We start from the raw sequence: 15695 nt of genomic DNA on the forward strand, positions 1-15695 counted from the left end.
GTGCAAGCCTCTCAGCCGTCCGCCGGCTTGTCGGGCGCCAGCGGCGTATAGGCGCAGCGGTCGGGCTTGAGGTCGATCAGCGGCGTGCCGTCCAGACAGTCAAGCCCCCGCACGATGACCTCGGCGCCCTCGACCGCGACAATCCGCACCTTCGACAACCCGATCGGGTTGGGCCGCACCGGCGAGCGCAGCGAAAACACGCCGCGCACCGCGCCGTCGGACCTCGGGCTCTGCAGCAGCAGGTCGCGGCGGCTTTCGTGCAGCCAGTACAGCACATCGGCCATCTCAAACCGCTTCAACCCCGCCAGACCACGCACCCAGGGGTCATGCAACACCAGCCGACATTCCGGCCCGTCGAGCCGCCCCTGACGCGGGCAGAGGTCGCGGGTCACGTAGGGCGTTCGTATCACCCCGATGAAATGCACCCCGGCGTCAAAGGTCTCCGGCAGGTCGACCGCCACCTCGTTTTCGCGCAGTTCCTGTGTCGGTGACATCCCGGCCCTCCTTGCCACCCCAGCCTAGCGCAGGCCGGCCCGACAGGACAGGGCCGCCGGCGGTGAGGTTACTGCAGGCTCAGATCATCGCGTCCGGGCGGCGACGCGCCGATGAAACCGGCAGTGCGCAGCGACGGATCGAAGAAGGTATGGCGCGATCGCCCGCCGTGCTTGGAGGCATAGAGCGCAAGGTCCGCATCCTCCTGCGCCTGCGCCGCGTCAACCTCGGCCAGATCCTCGCTCATGGCGATGCCGATGCTGGCCGAGATGCGGCAGGTCTCGCCGCCATAGACGATCGGTTCCTGCAGTCGCGCCACCAGTCGCGCCGACACGTCCGCGAGCCGCTCCTTGGTCATCCGTCCGGTGAACAGCAGCGTGAATTCGTCACCACCGACACGGGCGACCGTATCCTCGGCGCGGGTCTCCTCGACAAGGATGCGCGCCACCTCCTGCAACACGTGGTCACCGGCGGCATGGCCCATGGTATCGTTGACCGCCTTGAAGAAATCGAGATCGAGCTGCATGAGTGCAAAGCGCCGTCCGTCGGCCACCGCGCGGCCCAGCACATGGTTCATCGCGCGCCGGTTCTTCAGCCCGGTCAACGTGTCGGTAAAGGCCTGCTCTTCCGCCGCGATCTTGGCCCCCTGCAGGCGCTGGTTCAGCTTCCGCGACGCCTCCATCGCGGCCGATTTCGCCTCGACCAGATAAAGCATTTCGATGGTGAGGTCGGTGTGCGGAAAATCCGCCGCCGTCAGGGCGTAATCGCGCACCGCGTCGATAACAGAGATCCCGAAACTCAGGTTGATCACCGCGCCCGGCCGTCCGCAGGGCGCCGGCAGCAACACGCCTTTCAGACCGGTGCCCGGCGTATCGCGGAACCGCAGGTGCAGCTTGGTGCCGGCGTGGCGCATCAGCCCGTCCATGTCGGTCACCGCTCTCGGACGGCGAAGCTCGAAAACTTCGAGAAAGCGAGCCCCGCCCAGCAGCATGTTCGGCCTGAGCTTGGCCAGTGTCGGTCCGACATGGGCGATATGGCCAGTCGGATCGAGCGTCAGGTGCATCGGACACAACGTATCCAGCAGGTTGCCGAGTTTATCCATCACATGCCCTCGACGCGTGCGGCACCCAGCTCGAAGGTGCGGCCTTCGGCAAAGGCGGCTTCGATTAGCGTGATCTCGATCACTTCGCCGCCGCCGGTGTGGCCAAGGTGTTCCAGAAACACCAGCGCCCCGTAGTCGTCGGCCATGGCCCGCAGAACGCCCACCAGCACATGCCCGATGCCCTCGGGTTCGCCGCGGCAGGACAGGCTGAACTGGTTGACCCCGTATTCATGCAACTCCAGTGTCGGAAGCTCCAGATCCTCGACTGCCAGCCGCGCCCGGTCCGGCAGGTCATCAAGCGAATGCAGGAAATCGACGAAAGTGACCCCGCCAAAGCGCAACAGCCGCCGCGGCCCTTGGATCTCCGGGTGGCTGATAAGGTAGGTGCCGATATCCTCAAGCACCGTCTCGCGGTCCTTGCCGAGCGCCAAGGCGATGGCCGCCACCATCTGCTGGGTCAACGCACGCGGATAACGCAGCATCGGCTCGAACTCGGTAAAGTCGAGATCGAGATCGCGCACGATATCGCCCCAGGCCCCTGCGCCATAGGTATCGCGGTAGAAACACTGGATTGCCCGATTAATCAGACCATGCATGGAAACCTGCTCCGTTTGGCGCAGAATGGCCCCGCACCCCTTAAGGTTTCCCCAACATCTAAAATGCTTCGGAATAACGCCGCGGGCGCGGGTCAGGTCTTGGGTCGTCACGCCTTTTCGAGAAGCCGGTTCAGCCGTTCCACCAGAACCGACATGTTCAGCGGCTTGCCCACCAGCGGCGCCGTCCGGAAGCTCTCGGGCAGCTGATCGGCGCTGTAGCCAGACACCGCGATGAACGGAATGCCCAGCCGTCCCAGCTCCGTCACCAGCGGTTCCGAAGACCCGCGGCCAAGGTTGACGTCAAGGATCGCGGCGCGGCACCTCGACGTGCCGATCAGTTCCAGCGCCTGCTCGACGGTCCGCGCCGGGCCCAGCACTTCGAAACCCGCCTCCGTCAGCGTGTCCGATATATCCAGCGCGATCAACGTCTCGTCGTCTACGACGAGGATACTGTTGTTCTCCGCCGTCTCCTCTGCCGCACGTGGTCCCGCCGATGGCGCTTTGGTCTGTGCCAGCGCCCTGATCTCGGCCACGTCCTCGGTCGGGCAGGAAAACCGCCAGACAAGCCCGGTCGGCTCGAACCGGGTCTCAACCTCGCCATTCAGCGACTTGCGCACCAGATCGCCGGTGACGCTGGAGCCAAACCCGCTGCGGCTGGGCGGCACGATCTTCGGTCCGCCAAGTTCCACCCATTCCAGCGTCAGGACAGACGTCTCGTCGGTGCCGGTCACCTGCCAGCCGATCCGAACTTCGCCGGTCTCGCCCGACAGCGCGCCGTAGTTCACCGCGTTGGCGGCAAGTTCATGCATCGCCAGCCCGATGGACTGCGCCGCGGCGGCAGTAACCGCGACCTCCGGCCCGTCCAGATGAATGCGCGCCCCGATCAGATCCTTGACGAACCCGAGTTGCGCCTCGATCAGCGCATCCAGCGACACCGGCTGCCAACTGCTGTCGATCAGCAGGTCCTGCCCAGCCGCAAGCCCCTGAACACGCTGCGCGAACCGCTCGAGAAACTCCTCCGGCCGCGTAGATGCCGTCTGCCGCGCGATCGACAGCACAAGGGCCAGCATGTTCTTGGCCCGGTGGTTGATCTCATGCAACAGCGTCTCGATCTGGGCCTCGTGGCGCTGGCGCTCGGACAGGTCGTAGAAATGGCAGACCACCCCGGGCCGTCCGTCGGGAAGCAGCAGACGCTCGATCTTCCAGTCATAGGCCTCGACCGCACCGATATCGGCACGGGTCTCGATGGTGCTGGGCGAGCCATAGGGCTCACCGGTCTCCAGCGTATGGCGGAAATGTCCGATGGCCTCGGTGGCGAAGGGTTCGGGCCAGATGATCCGCAGCACCTCCTCGAAGTCGCGCCCGTGCAGCGGACGGATGCTTTCGAACACCCGCCGCGCGCCGTCGCTGACCTGCGCAACCCTGAAATCGGCGTCCACCGTGTAGATGCCGAACGGCGAATGGTCGACCACATGCCTGAGCGCATCATGGGCGGCGCGCAGCCGGGTCTCGGCAGCCTTGCGCTCGGTGATGTCGAAGCCCGACGGCACCAGCGCCGTGATCTCGCCCGCCGCGTTGCGCAGCGGCGCCAGCATAAATGCGATGTCCATGCGGGTATCCCCCGCCATCCGCACCACCGCGTCATAACGCACCGTTTCGCCAGCGGCCGCGCGGCTTACCGCATCCTTCATCCGGGTGATTTCTGTCGGATCATGCGACCACCAGTAGGTGTCCCAGAACTTGCGGCCGATCACGTCGTTCCGGCTGACGCCACCGGCCTCCAGCGCCGGGGCATTGGCCTCGGTCAGGGTACCGTCCGGCCGCAGCAGCCCGACGAAACCCACCGTATGATCGAGCAACGCACGCAGGTCGGCATCGTTCAGGTCCGCATCCGTAGTCACCAGCCGACAGTCTCCTTCAAGCCCGAAAGGTCCGCCGCACGAGGGGTCAACCCCGATCCGGCGACAGGTCAAGATTAGACGGATCTCCGCCAGCGGCAAAAGCAAATTCGGGCCGCTCGCACTGCCGTTGCGTCAACCCGGCGCCCCTGTCAGTCAGCCCAGCGCCGTCAACAGCGCGATTGAGGGGTCGCCGGTCACCGGCAGGCCATTGCGCGCCTGATAGGCCCGGATCGCGGCGCGGGTCATGTCGCCGATCACCCCGTCGGCGCCGCCGGTGTCGAAGCCCTGCGCCGTCAGCCGCTGCTGCATCCGGATCCGTTGCGCCTTGGTCAAGCCGTAGGCATCCGGCGGAAACGCCGTGCGCAGCGGCCCGCCCCCGGCGATCCGGGCCGCAAGGTGCCCGACACCCAGCGCATAGGCGTCCGAGTTGTTATAGCGCTTGATGGTGCTGAAATTGCTTGTCACCACGAAGACCGGCCCACCCGCCTGCGGCTGCAACCGGCGTCCCGAAGGCGCACCGGCACCGGCCTCCGCCCCCCAGCGCTGGCCGCGCCGCCAGCCGCTCCGCGCCAGCAGGTTGGCGGCCGAGGCCAGCGCGTCCGTCGGGTCCGAAGCCCAGATGTCGCGCCGCCCGTCACCGGTGAAATCCACCGCGTATTCCCGGAACGTCGTCGGGATGAACTGCGTATGCCCCATCGCCCCGGCCCAGCTTCCGGTCATGCGGCTGGCGGCGATATCGCCGTTCTGGATGATCCGCAGCGCCGCCAGAAGCTGCTTCTCGAAAAACACCCCGCGCCGCCCGTCATAGGCCAGGGTCGAGGTCGCCGAGATCACCGGGATCTGTCCCTGCCGTTCCCCGTAGAAGCTCTCCAGCCCCCAGATCGCCGTCAAGATATGAGCATCGACGCCATAGCGCGCCTCGATCGCCCGCAGGGTGCCTTGATGCCGCCGAAAGGCCGCGCGTCCCTTGGCCACACGCTCGTCCGAGGCCGCGATTGACAGGTAGTCCTCCAGCGAGCGCTTGAATTCGGTCTGGTTGCGGTCCCGCGTGACCACTCCCGGAAGATACCCGGTCCCGCGGAACGCCCCGTCCAGCGTCGACTGGCTGATCCCGCGCGCCGCCGCGCGTCCGCGAAACGCCGCGACCCAGGCGTCATAGCCGGCGTTCGCCACCGGTCTCAGGTCCGCCGGCAGCCCGCCCGACGCGCCGCCGACGCTCACGGCCCCACCGCCGCAGCCTGTCAGCCACAATGCCGCCAATCCCAATCCGACCTGTCGTCTCGATACCTGCATCGCACCGCCCCTGTTGCTGCTCCGCGCAGACTAGACGATCGCGGGCCGGGTGCAATCGGCACGCCATCGCCCCGGCGCCGCTCCGCGCACGACGGTCGCTTGTCAGGGTAGACCCGCCACAGGGTTCCTTCCCCCGTGTCCGGGGGAAGGTCAGGATGGGGGCCGAGGCCTCCGGCGCGCCGCCAGGCGCACAGTTTGGATCGGCGCGATTGCGGACGGAAAACCGGTGCCCACTTTTCCTGCAATACGCTCTGGCCGGACCGGCGCGATTGCGGACGGAAAACCGGTGCCCACTTTTCCTGCAACACGCTCTGGCAGGACCGGCGCGATTGCGGACGGAAAACCGGCGCCCGTCAATCCGGCAAGTCGCCTCAAAGCGCGTCCATCACCTCGTCCGAGGCTTCGAAGTTGGCCGTCACCCGTTGCACATCGTCGTCGTCTTCCAGCGCGTCGATCAGCTTCATCAGCTTCTGCATCCCGTCGAGGTCCAACTCGGTTGTGGTCGACGGCTTCCAGATCAGCTTTGTCGATTCGCTCTCGCCCAGTTCGGCCTCCAGCGCGTTCGACACCTCGTTCAGGTCGGTATCCGCGCAATAGATCACGTGCCCGTCGTCCGAGCTTTCGACATCCTCGGCGCCGGCCTCGATCGCGGCCATCATCACCGTGTCGGCGTCACCTGCGTCCGCCGGATAGACGATCTCGCCCTTGCGCTCGAACATGAAGCCGACCGATCCGGTCTCGCCCAGATTGCCGCCCGCCTTGGTGAAGGTCGAGCGCACGTTGGACGCGGTCCGGTTGCGGTTGTCGGTCATCGCCTCGACGATCACCGCGACGCCACCGGGGCCATAGCCCTCGTAGCGGATTTCCTCGTAATCGTCGCCCTCGTTGGCCTGCGATTTCTTGATCGCCCGGTCGATCACGTCCTTGGGCACCGACTGCGATTTGGCTTCCTTGACGGCCAGCCGCAGGCGCGGGTTCTTGTCCGGGTCCGGATCGCCCATCTTGGCGGCGACGGTGATCTCTTTCGAGAGCTTGGAAAAGAGCTTGGAGCGCGCCGCGTCCTGGCGCCCCTTGCGGTGCTGGATGTTTGCCCATTTTGAATGGCCGGCCATGGCTGCCTCGCGTCCTGTCTGCTGATCAGGCGCTTCTATAATGCAGCCGGGCAGGCATTCGCAAGGTGGTGCACCGGCTGCCGGGTCAGGTTTCCCCGCCCCGGCGGCCGCGCCGTCGGACCCGGGGCGGAATGTCAGCCTGAGACGACCATGTCCTCGTAAGAATCGATGATCGCCATGAACTCGTCGAATTCACGTTCCGGCACGTTGAGTTGGTAGAGCGATGTCTTGATCTCGGTGCGCACCATGTCGAATTCGCGCGCCGTGACGTTCAGATGCGCATGGCTCTCGCGCATGTCGCGCCCGGGATAGATCGCCGGGCCGCCGGTCTCCTGGACCGACCATGCGGTGACCAGGAACTTGAACCCGGCGTGGCCCTGCTGCTCGTGGAACTCGGCGACCTTGGGATTGGCGTTGCCGAACTGGTTAACGTAAAGCCGGTCCACGAGGTTGTCGACCGCGGCGGAAATTCCGTAAAGCCCGCCAAGGCGGGAATAGAGGCTGTCGTCGCTCTTGTCATAGGGGGCTTCGGCGGTGATGTCGTCGATCTTCTGGGTCATGGGCTGGCTCCTCCCGTTGCTATGCCCGCGATGGGGCTGTCAGTCCCGGTCGTTCCGCTGCGGCGCCTCCCTGCGCCGGCCGTCGGGTCCGGGCATTCCGGTCATTTCCTCGGTCAATGCGTGCAGGGCCTCGCGCAGCGCGGCAAAGCGCTCGGGCGGCAGTCCGGTGCGGCAGACCACCCCATTCTGGACCCGCGCGGCATGGCGCTCGACATCCGCGCCCTTCGGCGTCAGCGTGATCACCACCTTGCGGCGGTCCTCGGTGCTGCGGCTGCGGTCGGCGAAGCCTGCGGCGACAAGCTGATCGGCCAGCGGCGTCACCGCGTTCAGCCCCAGCCCAAGCCGCCGGGCGATCTCGGACGGGGTGGCGCTGCCCTGCTGCCAGAGCACCATCATCATCAGGTACTGCGGATAGGTCAGCCCGAGCGCCATCAGGTCCGGTCGATAGGCCCGCGTCACCGCGTTGGTCGCGGCATAGAGCGCGAAACAAAGCTGGTCCTCCAGCCGAACCTTGCCCGCCGGCATGTCATCGGCGTCCTTGCCGGTCTGGCTCGCGTCGGTTTCGGCCATGGCACCTTTCCACTTCGATCCGCAAACCGTCTCCCACAAGAGACTGCGGCTTTTTATTCACGCATGAACTATACATGCCTGAATAACATATCCTCCGATTCGGAGGAAATCTTTCTGTCCCGCCAGTCGAAGCGGGGTTAGGACTAGGGCCATGACGACTGATCAGATCATCCTCTTCTCGCTTTTCGGCGCCGTCTTCGGCTTCCTGCTCTGGGGCAAGTTCCGATACGACATCGTGGCCTTCTCGGCGCTGCTTCTCGGCGTGGTGCTCGGCGTGGTCGAAACCAAGGACGCCTTTTCGGGCTTCGGCCATCCGGCAACGCTGATCGTGGCGCTGGTGCTGGTGGTCTCGGCCGGGCTGGTGCGCTCGGGCGCGGTGATGCTGATCACCCGCACGCTGGTCGATTCAGGCCGCAAGCTGGGCACCCACATCGCCATCATGGGCGGGGTCGGCGCCGTCCTGTCGGGGTTCATGAACAACGTGGCGGCGCTGGCGCTGCTGATGCCGGTCGACATCCAGACCGCGCGCAAGGCCGGACGCTCGCCCGCCCAATCGCTGATGCCGCTCAGCTTCGCCACCATCCTCGGCGGCATGGTCACGCTGATCGGCACCCCGCCGAACATCATCATCGCCGCCATCCGCGGCGAGACCCTCGGCGCGCCCTTCCGGATGTTCGACTTCGCGCCGGTGGGCGTGGTCGCCGCCGGGGTCGGCCTTGCCTTCGTGGCGCTGATCGGCTGGCGGTTCATCCCGCAGCGCGAGGACGCGCTCAGCAAGGCGGGTGAACTGGACCCCTATATCGCCGAGCTGACCGTGCCGCCCGAGAACAAGGTGATCGGCAAACGGGTCCGCGACCTGATCGAGGAGGCCGACAAGGCCGATGTCGCCATCGTGGGCCTGATCCGCGACAACCGGCGGCGCTATGGCGCGGTGCTCAACAACCAGATCGAGGCCGGCGACGCGCTGGTGCTGGAAGCCACGCCCGACGCGCTGGACGAGTTCCGCACCACGCTCGACCTCGCCTTTGCCGACGAACGGCGCGAGGAACTGCTGAAGGCCGAAAGCGAAGGCCTGAGCCTGATCGAGGTGGTGGTGCCGGATACCTCGCGTCTCAACGGTCGCACGGTGCAGGGCGTCGGGCTGACCTGGCGGCACCGCACCATTCTCATGGGCATCTCGCGCAAGGGCCGGCGGATCACCAAGCAGATGCGCCAGACGGTAATCGAGCCGGGCGACATCCTGCTGCTTCTGGCCCCGCGCGAGACCGCCACATCGGTCACCGACTGGCTGGGGGTGCTGCCGCTGGCCGACCGGGGGCTGGCGGTGACGCAGAACTCGAAGACCTGGGCCGCGATCGGTCTGTTCGCGGCAGCGGTGGCGGCGGCGAGCTTCGGGCTGATCTACCTGCCGGTGGCGCTGGGGCTGGTGGTGGTGGCCTACGTGCTTCTGAAGATCATCCCGCTGGTCGAACTGTACGATCACATCGAATGGCCGGTGGTGGTGCTTCTGGGTTCGATGATCCCGCTCGGCGCGGCGCTGGAGACCTCGGGCGGGACCGAGCTGATCGCCGGCGCGCTGGTGGGGCTGACCGAAGGCTGGCCGGTCTGGGCGGTGCTGACCGTGCTGATGGTGGTGACGATGACTCTGTCGGACGTGCTGAACAACACCGCCACGGCGATCGTCGCGGCCCCGGTGGGCATCCAGATGGCCCGCGCGCTCGACGTCTCACCCGACCCGTTCCTGATGGCGGTGGCGGTGGCTGCCTCGGCGGCGTTCCTCACCCCCATCGGGCACAAGAACAACACGCTGATCCTCGGCCCCGGCGGCTATCATTTCGGCGACTACTGGCGCATGGGACTGCCGCTGGAGGTGCTGGTGATCGCGGTCTCGATCCCGTCCATCCTGATCTTCTGGCCGCTGTGAGGCGCCTTCACGATGAGCGCCTGCGGCGCACAGGTTTGACGGTTGGGGGCCCTGCCCCCAAACCCCCGGGATATTTCCGGCCAGAAGAAGCGGTTGAACGAGGAGCCTGACATGGGACAGTTCCTGATCTTGCAGTTGCGGCCCGAAACCGATGCCTCGGACGGGGAATACGACGCGATCCTCGCCAAGGCGGGGCTGGCGGAGGACCGGTGTCACCGCATCCGGCTGGACCGCGAGGCGTTGCCCGCGGGTCTGGACCCGCGTGATTTTGCCGGGGTGATCGTCGGCGGCGGGCCGGGGTGCGTCTCGGACCCGCCGGCGGAAAAGACCCCGGTCGAGGCAAGGATCGAACAGGCGGTGCTGTCGCTGATGCCGGCGATTACCGCGGCGGACCATCCCTTCATGGGCTGCTGCTACGGCATAGGAATCTTCGGCGCGCATCTCGGCGCGGAGGTGTCCAAGCGCCGCTACGGCGAACCGGTGGGGCCGGTGTTGTGTCACCTGACCGAGGACGGTGCCGGCGACGCGCTGCTCGAGGGGGTGCCACAGGACTTCCACGCCTTCGTCGGCCACAAGGAGGCGCTGCAGGAGCTTCCGCCGGGCTGCACACACCTCGTCACCTCGGGTCCCTGCCCGTTCCAGATGCTGCGCTACGGGCAGAACGTCTATGCCACCCAGTTCCATCCCGAGGCCGATGGCCGCGTCTTCGAAACCCGCATCCGGACCTATCGCAACCACGGCTACTTCCCGCCCGAGACCGCCGACGAATTGATCGCCACCTGCCTTGCCGCCGACGTCACCCAGCCCGAGAAGGTGCTGCGCCGCTTCGTGGAGCGCTATGGCTGAAGCGGCCAGAAGAACGGGATGGCGATGCTGGCCAGCACCGAGATGGCGATGTTCATCGGGATGCCGACGCGCATGAAATCGGTGAAGCGGTAGCCGCCCGGCCCGTAGACCAGCGTGTTGGTCTGGTACCCGATCGGCGTGGCGAAGGCGCAGGACGCCGCGATCATCACCGCCACCACCAGCGGCCGCGGGTCGAGGCCCAGCGCCTGCCCGAGTCCAATGGCGATCGGCGCCATGATGACGGCGACGGCATTGTTCGACACGATCTCGGTGAAGGTCGTGGTCAGCAGGAAGACGCAGAACACCACCAGCGGCGGCGGCAGTTGCGCCAACCCCGGGGCGATGTTGTCGACGATCAGCGTCACCGCGCCGGAATGTTGCAAGGCCGCGCCCACCGCCAGCATCGAGAAGATCAGCGCCAGCAGGCGGCCTTCGACGAAGGAGAACGCCTCGTCGGCGTCGATGCAGCGGGTCAAGAGCACCAGCGCCAGCGCGATGACCGCCAGCACGAGGATCGGCGCGACGCCCAGCGCCGCCAGCACCACGATGCCCAGCAGCGCGCCGATGGCAATGGGGGCGTGACCCCGGCGGAAGGCCCGCGCCGAGGGATGCGAGACATCGACAAGGTCCATGTCGGCGGCCAGCCGCTGGATGTCCGCCGGCGCGCCTTCGAGCAGCAGGGTGTCGCCCACCCGCACCACGATCTGGTCGAGCTGCCGGCCGATGTTCTGCGCCCTTCGGTGCACGGCCAGCGGATAGACCCCGTAACGGCGGCGCAGGCGCAGGTCGCCGAGGCTGCGCCCGACCATCTTGCAGCCCGGGGTGATCAGCACCTCGACCGTCGAGGTCTCGACCGTCGAGACCTGGTCGACGCGCTTGAGCTCCTTGTTGCGCTGCAGGGACAGCAGTTCGGTCATCTTGGTGCGCAGCACCACACGGTCGCCGACCTCGAGCTTGACCACGCCGAGGTTGCGCCGGAGCGAGGTGTCGCCGCGGATCACGTCGATCAGCCGCACGCCCTCGCGCTTGAAAAGCTGCACGCCCAGCACCTCGCGGCCCACGAGGTTGCTTTCGGGGGGGATCACCGCCTCGGTGAAGAACTTCATCCGCGACCGGTCGCCCGAGAGCATGTTGGCCATCGAATCGCGGTCGGGCAGCAGGCGGGGGCCGAGCACGGTCAGGAACACCAGACCGGTGGCGCAGACCACCAGCCCGATGGGCAGGATTTCGAAGATGCCGAAGGGCGCCAGCCCCTGGGCGCGGGCCACGCCGTCGACCAACAGGTTGGTCGAGGTGCCGATCAGGGTCAGTGAGCCGCCCATGATGGCCGCATAGCTCAGCGGGATCAGCAGCTTCGAGGCCTTCATGCCCAGCGTCTGGCTGAGCCGCACCACCACCGGGATCATCACCACCACCACCGGCGTGTTGTTCATGATCGCCGAGGCCGACATCACCATCAGGATCACCCCCGCGACCGCCCGCTTCGGCGCCACCTCGGCGCTGCGCTCGGCGGCACGGGTCAGCACGTCGAGCGCGCCTGTCCGGACCAGCGCCCCCATGACGAGGAACATCGCCGCGATGGTCCAGGGCGCGGGGTTCGACAGCACCTCGAGCGCGAGGTCATAGGGCAGCACGCCGGTGAGCAGCAGCACGGCAACGCCGCCGATGGCCACCACCTCGGTGGGATAGGTCTCGCGGACGAAAAGCAGGAACATGGCGGCCACGACGCCCAGCGCGGTCAGCGCCTGCCCGGTCTGCGACAGTTCAAATAGGTCGGTCATCGGTATCCCTTTGCCGCGGGACCCTGTGCCGCGCCCGCCGACCCGTTGTACCCTTGCCGGGCAGCGGGGCAAGGGCCGCGGTGCGATGCCTCAGATATTCGGCCCGGCCTGTTGCAGGCGTCCCCCCTGGCGCACCATGTGAACGGCGGTGGCCTTGCCGGTGCGGTCGTCGGTCTCGACCATGAGACCGCTGAGCGTGGCCTCCTCGGTGGCGGGCTTGAACCGCGCCTTGGGCATGCCGGTGACAAAGCGGCGCAGGGGCTCGGCCTTCTCCATGCCGATGACCGAATTGTAGTCGCCGCACATGCCGGCATCGGTCAGATAGGCGGTGCCGCCGGGCAGGACCTGGGCGTCGCCGGTGGGCACATGGGTGTGGGTGCCGACGACGACGCTGGCGCGCCCGTCGCAGAAATGGCCCATGCCCATCTTTTCGCTGGTGGCCTCGCAGTGCATGTCGATCAGGCTGGCCTGCACCTGCCCGCCGCGGGGATGCTTGCTCAGCACCGCGTCGACGGCCGAGAACGGATCGGCGAAGGGCCGCTTCATGAAAACCTGCCCCAGCACCTGCGCCACCAGGATGCGCCGGCCGCGGCCCGCATCGAAGATCGCGGCGCCGCGCCCCGGCGCGTCCTTGGCGAAGTTGAGCGGCCGCAGGATGCGCGGCTCGCGGTCGATGTATTGCAGCATGTCGCGCTGGTCGAAGGCATGGTCGCCGAGGGTGAGGCAATCGGCGCCGGCCTCCAGCAACAGCTTTGCATGGTCGCCGGTCAGCCCGGCGCCATTACTGGCGTTTTCGCCGTTGACCACCACAAAATCGAGCTTCCACTCGGCCCGCAAGGCCGGCAGCCGGTCCGTCACCGCTGTCCGGCCGCCACGGCCCACCACGTCACCAAGAAAGAGAATCCGCATGCAGACGGGGTACGGCGGCAGCGGCCCGTGGGCAAGGGATCAATTGCAGCGGATTGGCGGCGCATGGGCCGGGCGCGCTCAGGGCTTGCGTTCGAACACCGTCTCGAAGGCCCCCTTGAGCGATCCGGCGATGGTCGAGCTTTCCGCCGCGGCCTCGAAGATCTGCGCCATTACCGCTTCCGGTGCACCGGACAGTTGCGCGCGGACATGCGCACGCACCACCCGGGGCGGATTGCCCGCCATCTCGACTTCGGCCTCCACCGACTCCACCCTGATCGGAGTCTGCGCCGCCTCTGCCGCGTAGTGGAGATCGTTCCAGAAACATCCGCCCAGCGCGGCGCTCAAGAGCTCCGCGCCATTGCTGCCCAGCCCTTGGCCACCGGCCCGCCCCTGCGGTCGATCCGCAAGCAATGTCTTGCCTCCGGGCATGAGCCCGAGGCCGGCGGCCGTGCCGGGGACCGGGCTGAACCGTGTCGTGACATGCGTACTCATCCCGCACCTCCGTATCTGGCAGAACCTACGCCCTTGCCAGACATCCTTCGCCTTTGACACAGAGTCGTCAACGTCCGCGTCAGGGGCCGGGGGTGATGATCCCCTGTTCCGTCACGATCATGTCGAGCGGCTGGTCCGTGGGCTCCAGCGGCAGGTCCGGGTCCTCCTGCGCGGCATAGGCAAATCCTATCGCCAGTGTCGGGCGCTTCGCCCGCAGCATCTCCAGCGTGCGGTCATAGAACCCCCCGCCATAACCCAGACGGCCGCCGGTCCGCGAAAAGGCCACCAGCGGCACGATCAGGATCTCCGGCTCGATGAAGGCCAGTGTCTCGGGCACCCGCGCGCCGAATGTGCCGTCCACCATGGTGCAACCGGGCTCCCAAACCGCGAATTTCAGCGGCTTGCCCTTCTGCTCGATCACCGGGACGCAAACCGGACCATGCGCCGCGGCCTCCTCCATCACCGGCAGCGGGTCGATCTCGGACCGCATCGCCATGTAGCCTGCCAGCGGCACCCCGCGATGGCCGGCCAGCACCGAAGACAGATGCCCTGCCCGCCCCGGCCCGGCGATCTCGTGCGCCGCGGCGCGCCGGGCGAACCCTGCCGCCCGCGCCACGTGTTTCTCTGCGTCCAGATCGCTCACAACAGCACCACCACGGCCAGCCCCAGAAAGGCAAAGAACCCCACGACGTCGGTCACGGTCGTCACGAAGGCCCCCGAGGCCAGCGCCGGATCGACGCCCATCTTCTCAAGCAGCACCGGGATCACCGTGCCGGCCAGCCCGGCGATCACGAGGTTGATCACCATCGCCGCCGCGATCACATAGCCCAGCGCGGGCGAGCCGAACCAGACAATCCCGACAATCGCCATGACGACCGCGAAGACCACGCCGTTGATCAGCCCCACCAGACATTCGCGCCGGATCACCCGCCAGACGTTGGCGCCGGTCAGGTCGCGCGTGGCAATCGCCCTGACGGCCACCGTCAGCGACTGCGTCCCCGCGTTGCCGCCCATCGAGGCCACGATCGGCATCAGCACCGCCAGCGCCACCAGCTGCGCGATCGCCTCCTCGAACTGCGCGATCACCAGCGAGGCCAGCACCGCCGTCACCAGGTTCACCGCCAGCCAGGGCAACCGCTGCTTGGTGGTCTCGATCACCCGGTCCGACAGCGAGCCCTCGCCGACACCGGCCAGCCGCATGATGTCTTCCTCGTGCTCCTCGTCCAGAACCGCCATGGCGTCATCGATGGTGATCACGCCGACCAGCCGGCCCTCGTCATCCACCACCGGTGCGGAAATCAGGTGATACTGGTTGAAGGCATAAGCCACGTCGCCCTCGTCCTGGGTAGCCGGAATGGTCTGGAACATGTCCTCGACCAGCTCGGTCAGCGGCACCGCGCGCGGCGACCCCATGATCCGGCCCAGCGCCACGTTGCCCACCGGATGCATCCGCGGATCAACCAGCGTCATGTGATAGAACTGCTCAGGCAGTTCCTCCTCGCCACGCATGAAGTCGATGGCATCGCCCACCGTCCAGTGCTCCGGCGCCATCACCACCTCGCGCTGCATCAGACGGCCGGCCGAGAACTCCGGATAGGCCAGCGACTGCTCCACGGCCGCCCGCTCGCTGTCTTCCAGCGCGCCGAGGATCGCCTCCTGCTGCGGTTCCTCGAGGTCTTCGATCAGGTCGACGACATCGTCGCTTTCCAGTTCGCGCACCGCATCGGCCAGCACCTCGGGCGCCAGCACCCCGATAACCTCTTCGCGGATGCCCTCGTCAAGCTCCGACAGGATGTCGCCGTCGAATTCCTTGTCATAAAGCCGGATCAGCGCCGCCCGGTCCTGCGGATCGACCTGCTCCAGAAGGTCGGCGATGTCGGCGGCGTGGAGCGGGTCCATCATCGCCACCAGCGTCTCGCGGTCGCCCGCCTCGACCGCCTGCAGGATCGCCGCTACCGCCTTGCGGTCCAGCGCATAGGCATCCTCGTGGGCGTCGGTCTCTTGCGCCAGATCCTCCGGCCGGTCTTCGAGTTGGTCCGCCATGACACCCCCATCGGTCAGAGCCTGTTATTTGTGGCGAAACATACAGGTAGCGCTTTCCAAAGCAACCGGTCTGA

General features: G+C 67.0%; 15 protein-coding genes. 2 read left to right on the forward strand and 13 right to left on the reverse strand.

Going from position 1 to position 15695, the window contains the following annotated elements; translation table 11 throughout:
• Positions 1-11: 11 nt before the first annotated feature.
• The 8 genes from tsaA to AC04PT_RS11270 all read right to left on the reverse strand — a co-directional run bounded on the left by tsaA (position 12) and on the right by AC04PT_RS11270 (position 7626).
• Positions 12-494, reverse strand: coding sequence for a tRNA (N6-threonylcarbamoyladenosine(37)-N6)-methyltransferase TrmO (tsaA, locus tag AC04PT_RS11235; RefSeq protein WP_482873776.1), 483 nt, complete (start codon positions 492-494; stop codon positions 12-14).
• Between the two features lie 68 nt (positions 495-562).
• A complete protein-coding gene (locus tag AC04PT_RS11240) occupies positions 563-1594 on the reverse strand; it encodes a diguanylate cyclase domain-containing protein (protein ID WP_482873777.1) in 1032 nt (343 codons plus the stop codon).
• Positions 1594-2190: a heme NO-binding domain-containing protein gene (locus AC04PT_RS11245; protein WP_482873778.1), complete on the reverse strand. Its 597-nt coding sequence runs from the start codon at positions 2188-2190 to the stop codon at positions 1594-1596. Before AC04PT_RS11245 ends, AC04PT_RS11240 begins: the two co-directional genes overlap by 1 nt.
• A gap of 107 nt (positions 2191-2297) precedes the next feature.
• Complete coding sequence (locus AC04PT_RS11250; RefSeq protein WP_482873779.1) at positions 2298-4091, reverse strand: HWE histidine kinase domain-containing protein; 1794 nt, start codon at positions 4089-4091, stop codon at positions 2298-2300.
• A gap of 153 nt (positions 4092-4244) precedes the next feature.
• Positions 4245-5384, reverse strand: coding sequence for a lytic murein transglycosylase (locus AC04PT_RS11255; RefSeq protein ID WP_482873780.1), 1140 nt, complete (start codon positions 5382-5384; stop codon positions 4245-4247).
• Positions 5385-5755: 371 nt separating this feature from the next.
• On the reverse strand, positions 5756-6496 hold the full coding sequence (locus tag AC04PT_RS11260; protein ID WP_482873781.1) for a YebC/PmpR family DNA-binding transcriptional regulator: 741 nt from the start codon (positions 6494-6496) through the stop codon (positions 5756-5758).
• 134 nt (positions 6497-6630) lie between these two features.
• Complete coding sequence (locus tag AC04PT_RS11265; RefSeq protein ID WP_482873782.1) at positions 6631-7056, reverse strand: group I truncated hemoglobin; 426 nt, start codon at positions 7054-7056, stop codon at positions 6631-6633.
• 39 nt (positions 7057-7095) lie between these two features.
• Positions 7096-7626 (reverse strand): MarR family winged helix-turn-helix transcriptional regulator, encoded by a 531-nt coding sequence (locus AC04PT_RS11270; RefSeq protein WP_482873783.1) that lies wholly within the window; start codon positions 7624-7626, stop codon positions 7096-7098.
• A gap of 151 nt (positions 7627-7777) precedes the next feature.
• On the opposite strand from AC04PT_RS11270, the gene AC04PT_RS11275 reads away from it, so the two are divergent.
• A complete protein-coding gene (locus tag AC04PT_RS11275; protein ID WP_482873784.1) occupies positions 7778-9550 on the forward strand; it encodes an SLC13 family permease in 1773 nt (590 codons plus the stop codon).
• 111 nt (positions 9551-9661) lie between these two features.
• Positions 9662-10396 carry a glutamine amidotransferase gene (locus AC04PT_RS11280; RefSeq protein WP_482873785.1) on the forward strand — a complete coding sequence of 245 codons (735 nt, stop codon included), beginning with the start codon at positions 9662-9664 and terminating at the stop codon, positions 10394-10396.
• Here AC04PT_RS11280 and AC04PT_RS11285 read toward each other — a convergent pair.
• From AC04PT_RS11285 to mgtE, 5 genes are all read right to left on the reverse strand, one after another.
• Entirely contained in the window at positions 10387-12177 is a 1791-nt protein-coding gene (locus AC04PT_RS11285; RefSeq protein WP_482873786.1) for an SLC13 family permease, read from the reverse strand. The genes AC04PT_RS11280 and AC04PT_RS11285 overlap by 10 nt on opposite strands.
• A 90-nt stretch (positions 12178-12267) precedes the next feature.
• On the reverse strand, positions 12268-13086 hold the full coding sequence (locus AC04PT_RS11290) for a TIGR00282 family metallophosphoesterase (protein WP_482873787.1): 819 nt from the start codon (positions 13084-13086) through the stop codon (positions 12268-12270).
• Between the two features lie 78 nt (positions 13087-13164).
• Positions 13165-13578 carry an OsmC family protein gene (locus AC04PT_RS11295; protein ID WP_482873788.1) on the reverse strand — a complete coding sequence of 138 codons (414 nt, stop codon included), beginning with the start codon at positions 13576-13578 and terminating at the stop codon, positions 13165-13167.
• A 79-nt stretch (positions 13579-13657) separates the two neighbouring features.
• Positions 13658-14221, reverse strand: a complete 564-nt coding sequence (locus AC04PT_RS11300) for a 5-formyltetrahydrofolate cyclo-ligase (protein ID WP_482873789.1) — start codon at positions 14219-14221, stop codon at positions 13658-13660.
• Positions 14218-15621, reverse strand: a complete 1404-nt coding sequence (gene mgtE / locus AC04PT_RS11305) for a magnesium transporter (RefSeq protein ID WP_482873790.1) — start codon at positions 15619-15621, stop codon at positions 14218-14220. The genes AC04PT_RS11300 and mgtE overlap by 4 nt, the downstream gene beginning before the upstream one ends.
• Between the last annotated feature and the right edge of the window lie 74 nt (positions 15622-15695).

The organism is Litorisediminivivens sp. KMU-197 (assembly GCF_056858395.1).